This window comes from Bacillus sp. MYb209, from assembly GCF_002975175.1.
In the GTDB taxonomy this organism is placed as follows: Bacteria; Bacillota; Bacilli; order Bacillales; family Bacillaceae_G; genus Bacillus_A.
The window spans coordinates 23,100-39,529 of record NZ_PCNZ01000015.1 but is presented as its reverse complement, the minus strand read 5'-3'; the positions used below and the strand labels follow the sequence as shown (position 1 = coordinate 39,529).

The following is a 16,430-nucleotide window of genomic DNA, read 5'->3' as shown; positions in this document are numbered from 1 at the left end:
AATATTAAAAAGAAAATCACTTACATAAGAAGCGATTTTGAAATAAACTCCACGTGTACTTTAGCTAATCCTTTTACTTCTTCAAATGTTTGATCATTCCCACAATAGTGTGCCACAAACCCATGTAATGATAGAAAAACAGACCATATTGTCATTACATTTACCTTCTCATTACACAAAGAAGATACAACAGTAGCAAATTTTTCGTAACTAACATTTGGGCCATCTGCTAAACATTCTTTTAACTCATCATCTCTAATTAAAAACATGATTTCATAATGACTTTGATTTTGCAAACCAAATTCAATAAAACCAAATAAAACAGCTTTCAATTGTTCCTCTTGTGGTAAATTTTGATCATTAATCTCATCTAATTTTTGATTTAGCAATTGAAAATCTTGCTCTACCATCGCATAGAAAAGCTCTGCTTTATTTTTAAAATGATAATAGATGGCACCATGGCTATACCCTAGTTCTGTTGCGATTTTACGCATTGAAGTATGCTGATACCCTTGTGCTATAAATAGGCCCCTTGCTACATTCATAATCATTTCTCTCGTTAATTCTTGTTTAACTGCCCTTCTTGGCGACATTTTTCATACCTCACAATTTAATTGACCACTGTTCAAATAATATTATAACCTTTTCCCCAAAAAATACAATCATATTCTTACAAAAAGATACATTTTGAAAGGATAGCATTATACTCAATAATTTAGTATCATGATTCAAGACACTATTTTGAATTGGACGGAGGACACAATGAGCTTATTAACAGTCGAAAAATTAGGCCATACATTTGGCGATCGCACATTATTTAAAGATGTATCCATGCGTTTACTAGCAGGAGAACATGTTGGATTAGTCGGTGCAAACGGTGTTGGTAAATCAACATTTATGAATATTATTACTGGTCAACTTATCCATGATGAGGGCCGCGTAGAATGGACACCTGGTACAAATTACAGTTACTTAGACCAGCATACAATTTTAACACCTGGTCGTACAATTCGTGATGTATTAGCTGACGCGTTTTTACCTTTATTTGAAAAAGAAAAAGCTTTAAATGAAGTTGCAGAAAAAATGGGAACTGCAACACCAGAAGAATTAGAGGCACTTCTTGAGGAGATGGCGGAAATACAAGATGCTCTCGAAGCAGGTGGTTTCTATTTACTAGATATGAAAATTGAAGAGGCAGCAAGAGGTCTTGGAATTGATGCAATCGGTTTAGATCGTGATGTTTCAGCACTAAGTGGTGGGCAACGTACAAAAGTATTGCTTGCAAAGCTATTACTTGAGCAACCAGAAGTGTTATTACTCGATGAGCCTACTAACTATTTAGACGTTGAACATATTCATTGGTTAACGAATTATTTAAAAGAATATCCACATGCATTCTTATTAATTTCTCATGATACGGAATTTATGAACAAATGCGTTGATGTTATTTTCCATCTAGAATTTACGAAAATGACGCGCTATACAGCGACATACGAAAAATTCCTAGAGTTAGCCGAAATTAATAAAAATCAACATATAAATGCTTATGAAAAACAAAAAGAGTTTATTAAAAAGCAGGAAGACTTTATTGCAAAGAACAAGGCTCGTTATTCAACAACGGGTCGTGCAAAAAGTCGTCAAAAGCAACTTGATCGCATGGAGCGTATTGATCGCCCTGAAACAGCAATTAAGCCAGAATTCTCATTTAAGGAATCTCGTGCAAGTAGTCGTTTTGTCTTTGAAGGTGAAGATGTAGAAATCGGATATACACATCCGTTATTACCAAAACTAACAATGACAATTGAACGCGGTGAAAAAATTGCCATCGTTGGTTGTAATGGTGTTGGTAAATCAACATTACTAAAAACGATTTTAGGAAAAATTAAACCTTTAAGCGGTAAAACAAGTCTTGGTGACTTCTTAGAGCCTGCATACTTCGAGCAAGAAGTAAAAGCTGATAATATAACACCAATTGATGACGTTTGGAACACATTCCCTAGCATGGACCAACATCAGGTTCGTGCAATGTTAGCGAAATGTGGATTAAAAAATGAGCATATCTCTCGTCCGCTAAATCAATTAAGTGGTGGCGAACAAGCAAAAGTTCGTTTATGTAAGCTAATGGGTGAAGAAAGTAACTGGATATTATTCGATGAGCCAACAAACCACCTTGATGTTACAGCAAAGGAAGAACTTCAAAAAGCTCTGAAGGCATATAAAGGGACAATCCTTCTTGTATGTCACGAACCAGAATTTTATGAAGGCTGGATTACAAAAACTTGGAATGTTGAAGAATGGTCACAAAATAATTCTTAATTATAATAGAAAATCCTTGCGTTCTATATGCAAGGATTTTTTATATTATAGTATGCCGTAAGCCTTAATCGAAACTCATTTAAACCAGGATATACCGCTAAATTAGCAAGCATACCTCTAATGACTGGAACCCTTGGGTCTTGCAATCTCATTTCTGCTTCTAAAACATCTAAAGTTACAAGTAACTCATCATTTTCTAATTGATCAGCTAATGTTCGTTTAAATACAATAATTTCACTTAGAAAATGTTCCTTCACCTGTTCCTTAATAAGCTCGGAACTACAAAGAAATTCTCCAAGCCTTTCTTCATGCAGAACAGGCTCTTCAGAAGATGCTAGAAGCCCCTCTACTAAATTATCTATCCTCTGTAAAATAAAGGTCGAAACATAGGATAAATCAATTTCCGGTGCATTTAAAATAATTAATTGTAAATAACCGTGGCATATCCCTTCTACCATAATTACCAAATCTAATAAATATGGACTGACTTTGTCACCATAAATAGACAGTAAGCTATTCCGATAAAATGCATGAGACTCTAATTTCATCCTCATCATAAACTCTTCTACTTCTTTATTAAGCGGAATTGCATTTTCTCTTGCATGCATAATAATAAATTCTTTATGTTTTTGCACATCAGTAAACTGACAATATAATTGTTTTTCAAATTTTTCACGTGGTAATAAAGATTCTTTTTCAATATCCAGCATTTTCTTTTGGATTTTGTCATAATAATATCGAAGTGTGGCCAATAATAGCTCATCTTTTGACTTGAAATATAAATAAAAAGCTCCTTTTGATATACCACATGCGGTTACGATTTCTTGTACTGACGTTGCATTTACACCCTTAGTTGCAAATAACTTCATAGCCATCTCTATAATTAAGCGCTCTTTTTCTTTCATATTTTCTCTCCTAAATTTAATCTCGCATCTTATGTAAATTCAAACTTGATTTTATTCCACATTAACTGAAAATAAAACTTCTCATCTAAAATTTAATGGAGTAAATGGTTTATATAGAAGCCTTTCCATCTGTAAAATCCGATTAGTAAAAGCCAATGATCAGAAAGAATAGGAAACCGACTACTTACAGTTTGATTTTATTATACCATCTCTTTTCATTGACGACTGACCAATCGGTCAGTTATATTATGTATTATACTGACCGATTGGTCAATACAATGAAAAGGGAGCGCAAACATGAACAAAATCATCAATTTCTCGTTAAAAAATAAGTTCGCAGTTTGGCTACTAACCATTATTGTTACCATTGCAGGCATTTATTCTGGGATGAATATGAAGTTAGAAACAATTCCTGATATTACAACGCCTATTGTAACAGTAACTACGGTTTATCCTGGTGCTACACCAGAAGAAGTAGCTGATAAAATTTCAAAACCAATGGAAGAGCAACTGCAAAATTTAAGCGGTGTAAACGTTGTTAGTTCCTCATCTTTTCAAAACGCATCTTCTATTCAAGTAGAATATGGTTTTGATAAAAATATGGAAAAAGCCGAAACAGAAATTAAAGAAGCGCTCGCAAACGTGAAACTGCCAGAAGGTGTGAAAGACCCGAAAGTCTCACGAGTAAACTTTAATGCCTTTCCTGTTATTTCATTAAGCGTAGCGAGTAAAAATGAATCTTTAGCTGCCTTAACAGAAAATGTAGAAAAAAATGTTGTTCCGGGATTAAAAGGACTTGATGGTGTCGCATCTGTTCAAATCACAGGTCAACAAGTAGATGAAGTACAACTTGTCTTCAAGAAGGATAAGATGAAAGAATTAGGTTTAAGTGAAGATACTGTAAAAAACATTATTAAAGGTTCGGACGTATCTTTACCACTTGGCTTATATACATTTAAAGATACGGAAAAATCAGTTGTTGTTGACGGTAATATTACAACAATTAAAGCATTAAAAGAATTAAAAATCCCAGCTATCCCTTCATCACCGAATGGGCAAGGTAGCCAAAACACTGGTGCTGGAGCACAAACACCACAGATGAATCCAGCTGCTATGAATGGCATACCAACGGTTACATTAGAAGAAATTGCTGATATTAAAGAAGTCGGGAAAGCAGAGTCTATTTCTCGAACAAATGGAAAAGAAGCAATCGGAATTCAAATTGTGAAGGCCGCTGATGCGAATACAGTTGATGTTGTAAATGCAGTTAAAGATAAAGTGAAGGACCTTGAGAAAAAATATAAAGACTTAGAGATTATTTCAACCTTTGACCAAGGTGCACCTATTGAGAAATCAGTCGAAACAATGCTTAGCAAAGCAATCTTTGGTGCTATCTTTGCGATTGTTATCATTATGTTGTTCCTACGAAACATTCGAACAACAATAATCTCTGTCGTTTCTATACCACTTTCTTTATTAATTGCAGTTCTAGTAATAAAACAAATGGATATTACCCTTAACATTATGACACTTGGAGCAATGACAGTTGCTATTGGACGCGTTGTCGATGACTCAATTGTTGTTATTGAAAATATTTACCGACGTATGTCATTATCAGAAGAGAAATTGCGTGGGAAAGATTTAATTCGTGAAGCCACGAAAGAAATGTTTATCCCAATTATGTCTTCTACAATTGTAACAATTGCTGTATTTTTACCTCTTGGACTTGTAAAAGGTATGATTGGTGAAATGTTCTTACCATTTGCTTTAACAATTGTTTTTGCCCTACTTGCTTCCTTACTTGTGGCAGTTACAATTGTGCCGATGCTAGCACATTCCTTATTCAAGAAGGAAAGCATGAGAGAAAAAGAAGTATATCATGAGGAAAAACCAAGCAAGTTAGCAAACGGATATAAACGTATACTTGAATGGGCGCTAAACCATAAAATTATTACATCAAGTATCGCAGTCCTTCTATTAGTAGGCAGCCTTGCACTTGTACCAATTATCGGTGTCAGCTTCTTACCATCTGAAGAAGAAAAAATGATTATTGCAACATACAAACCTGAGCCAGGTCAAACGTTAGACGACGTTGAAAAAATTGCAACGAAAGCTGAAAAGCATTTCCAAGATAAAAAAGACGTCAAAACGATTCAATTCTCATTAGGTAGCGAAAACCCAATGAGCCCTGGTCAAACAAATCAAGCAATGTTCTTCGTTCAATATGATAACGATACGAAAAACTTTGAAAAAGAGAAAGAACAAGTCGTTAAAGATTTACAAAAGATGTCTGGAAAAGGCGAATGGAAAAACCAAGATTTCGGAGCAAGTGGCGGTAGTAATGAAATTAAACTATACGTTTATGGAGATAGCTCTGAAGAAATTAAGCCTGTCGTTAAAGACATTCAAAATATCATGAAAAAAAATAAAGACTTAAAAGACGTAGACTCTAGTATTGCAAAAACATATGCAGAGTACACTTTAGTCGCAGATCAAGAAAAGTTAAGTAAAATGGGGCTAACTGCTGCTCAAATTGGAATGGGACTTTCGAATCAACATGATCGCCCTGTTCTAACAACAATTAAAAAAGACGGTAAAGATATAAATGTATATGTAGAAGCTGAAAAACAAACTTATGAAACAATTGATGACCTAACAAATCGTAAAATTACAACACCACTTGGTAATGAGGTTGCTGTTAAAGATGTTATGACTGTAAAAGAAGATGAAACTTCTAACACAGTAACACATCGTGATGGCCGTGTTTATGCAGAAGTAAGTGCGAAATTAACATCTGATGATGTTTCAAAAGCATCTTCTGCAGTCCAAAAAGAAGTAGATAAAATGGATCTTCCTTCTGGTGTAGATGTTTCTATGGGCGGTGTTACACAAGATATTCAAGAATCATTCAAACAACTCGGCTTAGCAATGTTAGCTGCGATTGCCATTGTATACTTCGTTCTTGTTGTTACATTTGGCGGTGCCCTTGCACCATTCGCAATTTTATTCTCGCTACCATTCACAATCATTGGTGCACTCGTTGCCTTATTAATCTCTGGCGAAACGTTAAGTGTATCTGCGATGATTGGGGCTCTTATGCTAATTGGTATCGTTGTAACGAACGCAATCGTGCTTATTGACCGCGTTATTCATAAAGAAAATGACGGCCTATCAACACGTGAAGCATTATTAGAAGCTGGTGTAACACGCCTGCGTCCTATCTTAATGACTGCAATTGCAACAATTGGGGCTCTTATCCCACTTGCATTAGGATTTGAAGGTAGCGGCTTAATTTCTAAAGGACTTGGCGTAACAGTAATCGGTGGATTAACAAGTTCAACATTGTTAACACTTCTTATCGTACCAATCGTTTATGAAGCATTAAGCAAATTTAAAAAGAAAAAAGCAAAGTAAAAAAATAACCTCGCAATTAGCGAGGTTATTTTTTATTTCCAAACAGGGTTAGGAAATCACCATATCCTTCTTTTTCTAAATTTTCTTTTAGAATAAAACGAAGAGCTGCTGAATTAATACAATAACGCAGGCCATTTGGTCCTGGGCCATCTGGAAATACATGCCCAAGATGTGAGTCCCCTGTCTTACTTCTCACTTCCGTACGCGTCATATTATGGCTAACATCCATTTTTTCTTCCACACTAGCTGACATAACTGGTTTCGTAAAACTTGGCCATCCGCATCCACTATCGAATTTATCGAAAGAAGTAAATAACGGTTCACCCGAAACGATATCTACATATAAACCCTCTTCTTTATGATTCCAATACTCATTTCGAAATGGCGGTTCTGTCCCATTTTCCTGTGTTACATAAAATTGCATCTCATTTAATCTTTCTTTTAAATGAGCATTGTCCTTTGGCCAATGATTTTTAATGAAGGCATCACGACCTGAGCCTTTACGGTATAGCTCATAACGGAATGTATTTTTCTTATGATACCCTTGATGATATTCTTCAGCTGGATAAAACGTAGCAGCCGGCAATATTTTTGTAGCAATTGGCTTTGAAAAGCGTCCACTCATCGCAAGCTCTTCTTTTGAAGCTTCTGCTTGTTTATGTTGTTCTTCATTATGATAAAAAATTACCGTTTCGTATGACTGTCCACGATCGTGGAATTGTCCTCCAATATCGGTCGGATCAATTTGTCTCCAATATATATTTAATAACTCTTCATACGGCATTTTATTTGCATCAAATGTAATTTGTACTACTTCATAATGCCCAGTAGTTTCCGAGCATACTTCTTTATACGTTGGATTCTCTTTATGACCACCTGTATAGCCTGAAACAACTTGTATAATTCCTTCCATCTCTTCAAATGGCGAAACCATACACCAAAAACACCCTCCAGCAAATGTAGCTAATTCCTTCTTTTCATTTATAGCCATTATTTCACCCCAATTGTATATTCTTCTTACAGTATGTCATAAGATACCATAAGTTATAAAAGAAAAAGCATCGAATATCGATGCTTTTTCTTCACTTTATTTTCCAGAAAAATCCTTCTCAGTTTCATCACTCGTCACATCTAAAACATCTAATAAGAATATGAAGATTGGGATACCGATAATAAGCCCCCATACACCTAAAAAGTGTTCAGAGAAAATTAATACCATAAATGTGTAGAAAATTGGTAAATTTGTTTTTTGTGACATAAACTTCGGATTTAATACATAACTTTCAAGCGCATGAATTACTGTTACGATAACTACAATATAAACGACATACATAATACCGCCGATATTGTAAGCAATCATACAAAGTGGGAATAACGAAATGATAACACCTGCGACTGGAATTAAACCAAGTAAGAAAATCATTAACGCTAAACCTAGTAATTGCGGGAATCCTAATATCCATAGTGCAATAACAGATAAAACACAGTTAACAATTGCAATTAAAAATTGTGCTTCGATTACTTTTCCGAATGAACGTGCAAATTTCTTTCCGAAATACTCTATTTCGTTATAGAAAATTGCAAGTCGACTTTCTTTAAATTTCGAAGTAAAAGCAACGATACGTGCTTTTTCAAGTAAGAAAAACAAGCTTAAAATTACAGAAAGTAAAACTTGAAGGCCAAATTTCCCAACATTCGTAATAGATTTATACAAAATGTCAACGCCTTGCCCTATATATTTAGAAAGCTCCATATGATTAACAGCATTAACTGCATACTTAATTAATTCACTATCAGGTGGATTTCTTAAAAATACATTGAATTGATAAATCAATTGTGAAATTTGTATTGTTAATACCGGTAAATATTTAAATAGCGTAATGGCAATTCCCGCCACTAACATTACATATAAAAGCGCTATAATAATTTTTCGATTAATTGGCATAAAATGATCTAATTTACGAGAAATAAACTTCTGGAATCGATCCATTAAATACGTCAACATAAACGTAATTAAAATTAAATTTAACATACTTTGCATCCCATACAATATGAGAGCAAGTAATACTAATACGATTAACCTCTGAAATCCTTTGCTTTGAAACAGGTTTTTTATTTGCATAATCGGCGAGTACTCTCTCCTGTCCTATAAAGTAAAACTTTAACAAGTAGCTCTCTCTCTATTCTCTACTTATAATTATCCTTTAATATTAAAGCCATTGCGAGCAATTTATCTTCAACCCTAACCGCCCGTTAATTGTGCTAATATATTATGTTACTTCTTATTTTACAATACAATGACCTATTTCAAAACGCATTATACACAGTATTAATGAAGATTTAAGGAAACTTTTATTCCCCTAAGAATAGGTCTTACCATTACTGTAACATAAAAAGCAAGCTATCAGTAGAAATCCGTCCTACAAATAGCTTGCTTTTATATTTTTTCAAGTAAGTTTTATCATCCAATAAACGGCATGAACATTGGAATAACCACCACTGTTACGACACCAACTACTGTCACAGCGATACTGGCCATAGCTGCTTCTACTTCACCCATTTCGATACCTACTGCAACCCCTAACGCATGTCCTGCTGTCCCAAGCGCTAAACCTTTAGCAATCGGATGTTTAACTCTAAATGTTTTTAAGAATAAAGCTCCTAATGCGTATACGATAACTGCGTTAAAGATAACTGCAAATGATGTAATTGCTGGAATACCACCGATACTTTCAGATATTGGTAATGCAATTGCTGTTGTTGCTGCCTGCGGTAACATTGAGTTCATTACAGCTGTATCTAAACCAATTGCTTTTGCGACAATGAACACAACAACCACTGAACAAATAGATCCAACCACGATAGCCGATAAAATTTGCCACCAATATTTTTTTAACTTATCAACTTGTTTATATAATGGAATTGCAAATGCGATTGTTGCTGGCTCTAAGAAGAAACTAATCATCTTTCCGCCCGTATTATATTCCTCAAAGGTAAAGTTACCTACCTTTAAAAATACAATCCCTAATACCATTGCTACGAATAGTGGTGTAAATAAGAAGAATCCTTTTGAGTGTTTGAATAAAAATGTTCCGATTCCGTATGCAATTAATGAAACGACGATTCCGAAATATGGAGTCATTGTGCTTGTCATGTTCATTACCTCCTAACCATGTATGGTCTAAAATAGTTACGCGACTTTTCCGTGTTTGCTTCCTTTGTTTACAACTTTCAACTCTTTTGTATCTTTTGTTTCTTTGTCATCTTTACCTAAAATCAATTGTGCAAATAAACCCGTTACAGCAAGTAAAATAATTGTTGCGACAACGATTACGGTTAGAATTTGTACGAAATATTGGCTCATTACACCAAGAGAGTTAATAACTGAAATACCTGATGGGACAAAAAGGAATCCGATAATACCTGTTAAAGCTGTTCCGAGTGATTCAACTTGCTCCAATTTAATAACCTTTAAACATAATAAACTAAATAAAACTACTAACCCGATTACTGATGAAGGCATCGGAATTGGTAAATGGGTTGAGATAATATTAGAAACTAACATAATAGCTGAAAAAACGAATATTTGTGATAGAAAACCATATACTTTTTTTGTGCTCATTTTGGCCACCTCTTTTGATTTGGTACCTTTATTTTATAGGATACAAACGCATAAGTAAGCGTTTACATAATGGGATGTCAAATATAAACAGCCAATTACAAAAATCATACGGTGAAATACAAAAGCTGCTTCTTAAATACGAAGCAGCTTTTTAAGTTCTTTTGCATATGTACGGCTAACCGGGACTTTGGATCCCTCTTTCATAATTAAATTATAAGTCGAATTAAACCACGGCTGTATCTCAGAAATATGATTAATATTAGCAACGAAACTACGATGAACACGCATAAAAATTGTTTGTGGTAATTTCTTTTCCAAAATGACAAGCGTATCATGTGTTACATATGTTTCTTTCATTGTTTTTACAGTTACTTTCCCATCTACAAGCCCTACATAAATAATATCTTCAATATTAACAAGTACAATTGATTCCTCAATTGGTAATGCTAATTTATGCATCTCGGTCGTTACATCTACACTCTTTACATCTTGCTTTGTTTCTAACTTTATTTGCTTTTGTTTTTTATATTTCTTTAATGTCTGTACGATACGTTCTTCATCAAATGGCTTTAAAATGTAATCTAATGCATCTACTTCAAATGCTTGCAGCGCATATTGATCATATGCAGTAGCAAACACAATTGAAGGTGGGTTTTTCATTTTCTTTAATATATTTGCAATTTCAAATCCGTTATCATCAGATAACTGAATATCTAGAAAAATAATATCTGGTTTGTTTTTCATTAACTCTTCTAATGCATCCTCTACACAATCCGCCTCACCAATTATCTCTACTTCTTTTGTTTGTTCTAATAAATATTTCAATTCATCCCGCGCTAACATTTCATCATCAACTACTAATACTTTTAACACTCCGTTTTTCCTCCTCTACTTTTTTCGGAATTACAAAGAGGATCTTTGTCCCTTGCTCTAATTCACTTTCAATTTGAAGCATTATCTCTTTCCCAAATAACCCGATAAGTCGTTCATTAATATTATATAAAGCTGTTCCCGTCCCTTTCTTTGATGGAACTACCATTTTTCCTAATTGCTCTAGACGTTCGCTCTCAATTCCTTTCCCATTATCTTTCACTGCAAAGTGAACCATCCCTTCTTTTTCAAACACATGTACCTCGACTTGGCACACTGGCTGCTTTTTCGGAAAAGCATGGCGCAATGCATTTTCAACTAATAGCTGAAGCACAAATGGTGGAACTAAAGTCACCTTTAGTGCCTCTTCAATGTACATCTTCACTTCATACTTATTCGGAAATCTCGCTTGCTCTAACGATAAATATGCATGTACATGATTCAACTCTTGTTCTAATGGAATAAGTAATTGTCGTGCCCCTTGCAAATTACAACGAAAATACACGCTAAGCTGCAATAATAATTTTCTCGCTTTCTCTACATCTGTTCGGCATAAAGCTGATACTGTATTAATTGCATTAAATAAAAAATGCGGATTGATTTGTGCTTGCAGCGCTTTTATTTCGGCATCTTGCAATAACTTACTTTGTAACTCGGCTTCACCTAACTCAAGCTGTGTGGAGAATATTTTCGCCAGCCCTTCCGCTAACTCTTCTTCAACACGACTTAATTGATTAGAGTTTTTAAAATAAAGTTTTAATGTTCCTATCGTATTTCCATGTGAAGTTAATGGAATAACAACTGCCGCTTGTAATGGACACCCTTCATGTTGACAATTAATAATCTCACGTGATTTCGCCTTCATTATTTCCCCTGTTTTTAATACTTCTTTTGATAAACCTGTTATTAAACTGTGTGAAGGAATATGATGATCTGATGCTAATCCAACGTGAGCTAAGATTTTCTCTGTATCTGTTAAGGATACCGCATCCGTTCCCGTAAAGCGGTGAATAATTTGTGCCACATGTTTACAAGACTCTTCTGTTAACCCTTGGCGGAAATATGGTAACGTCTTATCAGCAATTCGTAATACTTTATGCGTTTGCAAAGCTTTTGCGTTTTCTTCTTGTCGTAAAATAGCTAGTATCATCGAAAGTAAAATGAAACTGCCAAAACTATTTACAAGAATCATCGGTAGCGCAATTGTTTTCACAACACTAAGTCCATCTTCTATAATTAATAGAATCATAAGCATTTCTAAAGTAACGATAAAAACACTTAAAACCGCAGAAAATTTAGGTGTAATAGTACGGTTATATTTTTTGAAGATGTATCCAATATAACCTGTTATAATCCCAGCCAAAATTGATGAGATTGCACAACTTACTGCCGTCGTCCCGCCAAGCATATAACGATGAATACCCGCAATAGAACCTACTCCAATTCCGACGATAGGCCCACCTAGCAACCCACTAATTCCCACACCCATGATTCGTGTATTCGCAATTGTGCTGGATGATGAAACGCCTTGTAACCAATTTTCATTCATAATAGTATTTCCTGCTATTTCAACCCCTGTGTAATTGCTCACAATTGTAAACACTGAAAAAATACAAATAAGCTTAAACTTATCTACATATCCGTCTTGCTTATGAAGAAGACGCCGGAACGTTTTAATATGAGAAAGTAAAAATCCTAAAATAACAATAAGTCCGACGCGTTCAATCATCATAAGTACTAAATTTAGCATCTGTGATTCATTCCTTTTTATATTAGTTAGTTTTATTATGGGAAAATAATGAAGCGTGCGTCAAGAAGAATGAAATGTTTTTTGAAATATTTTACACATAAAACTATCCTGCCGAAGCTCGCTCCACAGCGGAAAACTTTATTTTCGGCACAGGGTGTGGATTAGCTGGATTTGGACCGGTTATTATCGGATTACTCGCCACGGGTCGCAATCTACCTGGAGCATTGTCCCTAATTTTTATCATCTATCCAATCGGATTGATTACGATGCTATTATGTGTACCAGAAACAAAGGGAAAAGTGTTAGATTAAGCATAAAAGAGGAAGCATCTCACTTAAGATGCTTCCTCCTTTCAATGTTTGTTTATTATTTACTTTGATTTACTAGCTTTCTGGAATAAGAAAGCTGTTTTATCTTTTTCTTCTACAATTCCTTGCTTTAATGCTAATTCCCCTGCAACTTTAGGAGCTAACCATAGCATCGGGAATAATAAAATTGATACAGGAACAGCCGTCACTACAATAAAGGATTGTAGTGCATTAATACTTCCCTCACCCATATATAAAAGAATTGCTGCAACTGCGCCCATAATAAGCGACCAAAAAATTCGCAAGCTAATTCTAGGATTTCCATCTCCGGTCACTGCCATTGAAATGGAATAGGCCATTGAATCTCCTGTTGTCACTACAAATAAAATTGTTAATAAAAGAAATGCCGGTCCAACAATATTAGAAAGTGGCAACTGCTGCGTAATTGCAATCATAGCTGCTGGCATACCAGATTCACTTAATGCCACCGAGATAGAGCCTGGCTTCATTAATTCATAAAACACACCAGATCCGCCCAGTATAGTAAACCAAAACGTTGTAATAATAGGTGCGATAATTCCAATTGCAACGATTATTTCTCGAATTGTTCTTCCTCTTGAAATTCGGCTCACTAAAATTGCCATCATCGGTCCATATCCAATAAACCATCCCCAGAAGAAGATTGTCCATGACCCTAACCAACCTGTATCACCACGATATGTGCTTATTGGAATAAATTCATGTATATAAAATCCAAACGAAGAAACAAATGAATCAATAATAAATCCACCTGGTCCAAATAATAATACGAATGCCATTAACAAAATTGCTAGTCTAACATTTAAATTACTTATAATTTGAATCCCTTTATCAATTCCCGTTACCGCAGATATAGTAGAAACGGCTACTACACAAATAATAATTGCTAATTGAGTAGTAAACACATCAGGAATTCCAAACAATGCTTGAAAGCCATAACTTGCTTGTAGTCCTAAAAATCCGATTGGACCAATTGTTCCTGCTGCTACCGCAATAATTGCAAATACATCAATCATCGTTCCAAGAAAACTCTTTCGCAATTTCTCCCCAAAAATAGGATATAAAAGCGTTCGAGGTTTTAACGGCATACCTTTATGATAATGCCCATACATCATAACTACTGCACTAATTGTCCCTAAAATCGTCCATGCTAAGAAACCCCAGTGCATATAACTTTGTGCTAAAGCAGGCATAACTGCTTCTTGCGTTCCAGCAGATACACCTTCATGTATTGGCGGAACCGTCATAAAATGATACATCGGCTCTGCTGCTGCCCAGAAAACACCACCGCCAGCAAGTAGCGTAGCCATAATAATTGCTAACCATTTCGCCGTACTAATCTCAGGCTTATCTAGCCCCCCGAGTTTAACCCTCCCATATTTTGAAAAGGCCATACCCATTGCAACGACAAATGTACCAATTAATAAAACCTGCCAAAAAGCACCAAAATATTTAATTGAAAATGCAAAACTGCTATTAATGACTCTCTCTACGTAACCTTTATTTAAGAAAACCGCGATTACAAATAATAAAAGTGAGCCACCACTAATAAGAAATACAGGCCAATCAGTTTTTTGACTCTTCATCCTCATTTACCTTCCTCCTTCCTCAGCAATCTAAAAAAACAACTTCATTATGTTTTATTGTTTATATTCCACACACAATAATTATATAAATATAATGTTTTAGTGATTTCACACACACTTATGTTGTCCCTAAAAATATGCTAAATCCTTTTTATTTTAAAAGAATATTCTATTCCTCTTACATAAAAACGCAAAACAAAAGACCTTATATTTCTATAAGGTCTTCGAAACAGAAATTTGATTATAACACAAGGAACTGACCGTTTCAAAAAAGGTCGTGCTAAAAGAGCTAGAAGTAAAGGCTTCCAACTGCTATCTAATAGGAATTAAAAAAAATTTAAATTTCACGATTGATACCTTTATATTACAAACTAATCATGGAAGAAATTAGGAGAAATAATGTCATTCGGATACGGTTTATGATAAATATGAGTTGTAGCAGGTGATAACGGAGGAATTAACCATACCCAGTTGCCAGTTACAACCCGTCCACAAGCAACTTCTTGCTTCTCAAACTGCTGAAATTGCTGGGCGGCAGTATGGTGATCTACAATGCTAACCCCTTGTTTTTTGAAAGAATGTAAAACAGCTATATTTAACTCAATTAACGCTTTATCTTTCCATAACGTACTATTTCTGGAAGTATCTAAATTCATCATCTCTGCAACTGCTGGAAGCAAATTATAACGGTCATGATCCGCTAAATTACGAGCACCAATTTCAGTCCCCATATACCATCCATTAAACGGGGCTGCTGTATACGAAATACCGCCAATCTCTAAACGCATATCTGAAATCATCGGTACCCCATACCATTTTACTTCTAGTGATGAAATTGGGTACTCTGGATGTTCAATTGGTACCTCTTTCACTTCTTTTTTAGGAATTTCTTTATATACAGGATCTTTTCCATCAACAGAAAATACAAGCGGTAATACGTCAAAATGTGTACCTTCTCCTTGCCACCCAAGACCTTGACATAAATCAGTAAATGCGGCGGAGTTTGAGTCACCAATCACTCCCATTTCCGTTTTGTATCCTGCATATCGAATTAATTGATGATTATAGAGTCGTATATTATTCTTTTCACCTTGATATTGCTTAAAAATCGTAATTGTCGGTTTAACTTTCCCATCATTCGTCGCATATTTAATATGATGAATTAATGCATTATATACACCTTCCTCATCATTTACTTCACGCGCATCTAATATGTGCATCTTACTCCAAAACAATCTCCCAATGCATCTATTACTATTACGCCATGCCATTCGTGATCCATGAACAAGCTCTTCAAATGTATGCTCATACGTTCCAGTCTTTTCTATCTCTATTAAAATTTCTTTCATACGCTCTTTTATTAATTGCTCTTTATTAAGTTCCTTATAGCAAACGGTAATAAAATTACTTACTTCCTCTATTAATTGTTTCGTTTTGCTCATAAACAATCTCCTTCTATCTCAACAAGACACTACTACTTTACAGTATAAGCAAAAAGGATAAGAGTCACAAATGAAAGTGGAAGTGTTACTTTTATCGTAATATTTTTCAGAAAATTTTTAGAATTTTTGTTGACTTCCAAAAAAACAGGTGTTTTTTGACTTAAGTAAATTATTTTTA

The 16,430-nt window shown here is 34.8% G+C and carries 12 protein-coding genes and 2 pseudogenes; 3 read left to right on the top strand and 11 right to left on the bottom strand.

Annotation, left to right across the window (positions count from 1 at the left end; all coding sequences use genetic code 11):
* Positions 1–20: 20 nt before the first annotated feature.
* Positions 21–593: a TetR/AcrR family transcriptional regulator gene (locus CQZ94_RS19800; protein WP_105586741.1), complete on the bottom strand. Its 573-nt coding sequence runs from the start codon at positions 591–593 to the stop codon at positions 21–23.
* Positions 594–762: 169 nt separating this feature from the next.
* Here CQZ94_RS19800 and CQZ94_RS19795 point away from each other — a divergent pair, with 169 nt between their 5' ends.
* Complete coding sequence (locus CQZ94_RS19795) at positions 763–2,316, top strand: ABC-F family ATP-binding cassette domain-containing protein (RefSeq protein WP_105586740.1); 1,554 nt, start codon at positions 763–765, stop codon at positions 2,314–2,316.
* Between the two features lie 23 nt (positions 2,317–2,339).
* Here the strand turns inward: CQZ94_RS19795 and CQZ94_RS19790 are convergent, their stop codons facing one another.
* Positions 2,340–3,221 (bottom strand): TetR/AcrR family transcriptional regulator, encoded by an 882-nt coding sequence (locus tag CQZ94_RS19790; RefSeq protein ID WP_105586739.1) that lies wholly within the window; start codon positions 3,219–3,221, stop codon positions 2,340–2,342.
* A gap of 297 nt (positions 3,222–3,518) precedes the next feature.
* Between CQZ94_RS19790 and CQZ94_RS19785 the strand changes: the two genes are divergently transcribed.
* On the top strand, positions 3,519–6,635 hold the full coding sequence (locus CQZ94_RS19785) for an efflux RND transporter permease subunit (RefSeq protein WP_105586738.1): 3,117 nt from the start codon (positions 3,519–3,521) through the stop codon (positions 6,633–6,635).
* Positions 6,636–6,660: 25 nt separating this feature from the next.
* Here the strand turns inward: CQZ94_RS19785 and msrB are convergent, their stop codons facing one another.
* The 7 genes and pseudogenes from msrB to CQZ94_RS19755 all read right to left on the bottom strand — a co-directional run bounded on the left by msrB (position 6,661) and on the right by CQZ94_RS19755 (position 12,877).
* Positions 6,661–7,113, bottom strand: coding sequence for a peptide-methionine (R)-S-oxide reductase MsrB (msrB, locus tag CQZ94_RS31820; protein ID WP_258166035.1), 453 nt, complete (start codon positions 7,111–7,113; stop codon positions 6,661–6,663).
* Positions 7,114–7,158: 45 nt separating this feature from the next.
* Positions 7,159–7,626 (bottom strand): annotated as a pseudogene (msrA, locus tag CQZ94_RS31815) (peptide-methionine (S)-S-oxide reductase MsrA); the annotation flags it as partial.
* A 96-nt stretch (positions 7,627–7,722) separates the two neighbouring features.
* Entirely contained in the window at positions 7,723–8,757 is a 1,035-nt protein-coding gene (locus CQZ94_RS19775; protein WP_105586736.1) for an AI-2E family transporter, read from the bottom strand.
* 339 nt (positions 8,758–9,096) lie between these two features.
* Positions 9,097–9,789, bottom strand: a complete 693-nt coding sequence (lrgB, locus tag CQZ94_RS19770; RefSeq protein WP_002113184.1) for an antiholin-like protein LrgB — start codon at positions 9,787–9,789, stop codon at positions 9,097–9,099.
* A gap of 36 nt (positions 9,790–9,825) precedes the next feature.
* Complete coding sequence (gene lrgA / locus CQZ94_RS19765) at positions 9,826–10,257, bottom strand: antiholin-like murein hydrolase modulator LrgA (RefSeq protein WP_002113185.1); 432 nt, start codon at positions 10,255–10,257, stop codon at positions 9,826–9,828.
* A 132-nt stretch (positions 10,258–10,389) separates the two neighbouring features.
* Entirely contained in the window at positions 10,390–11,130 is a 741-nt protein-coding gene (locus tag CQZ94_RS19760; protein ID WP_105586735.1) for a LytR/AlgR family response regulator transcription factor, read from the bottom strand.
* The gene (locus CQZ94_RS19755) at positions 11,108–12,877 is read right to left on the bottom strand and encodes a sensor histidine kinase (protein WP_105586734.1); all 1,770 of its coding nucleotides are present in this window, start codon (positions 12,875–12,877) and stop codon (positions 11,108–11,110) included. The genes CQZ94_RS19760 and CQZ94_RS19755 overlap by 23 nt, the downstream gene beginning before the upstream one ends.
* A 101-nt stretch (positions 12,878–12,978) precedes the next feature.
* On the opposite strand from CQZ94_RS19755, the pseudogene CQZ94_RS31810 reads away from it, so the two are divergent.
* Positions 12,979–13,188, top strand: a pseudogene (locus CQZ94_RS31810) (MFS transporter); the annotation flags it as partial.
* 59 nt (positions 13,189–13,247) lie between these two features.
* Here the strand turns inward: CQZ94_RS31810 and CQZ94_RS19745 are convergent.
* On the bottom strand, positions 13,248–14,816 hold the full coding sequence (locus CQZ94_RS19745; RefSeq protein ID WP_105586733.1) for a BCCT family transporter: 1,569 nt from the start codon (positions 14,814–14,816) through the stop codon (positions 13,248–13,250).
* 365 nt (positions 14,817–15,181) lie between these two features.
* Positions 15,182–16,252 carry a nitric oxide synthase oxygenase gene (locus CQZ94_RS19740; protein WP_105586732.1) on the bottom strand — a complete coding sequence of 357 codons (1,071 nt, stop codon included), beginning with the start codon at positions 16,250–16,252 and terminating at the stop codon, positions 15,182–15,184.
* Positions 16,253–16,430 lie beyond the last annotated feature (178 nt).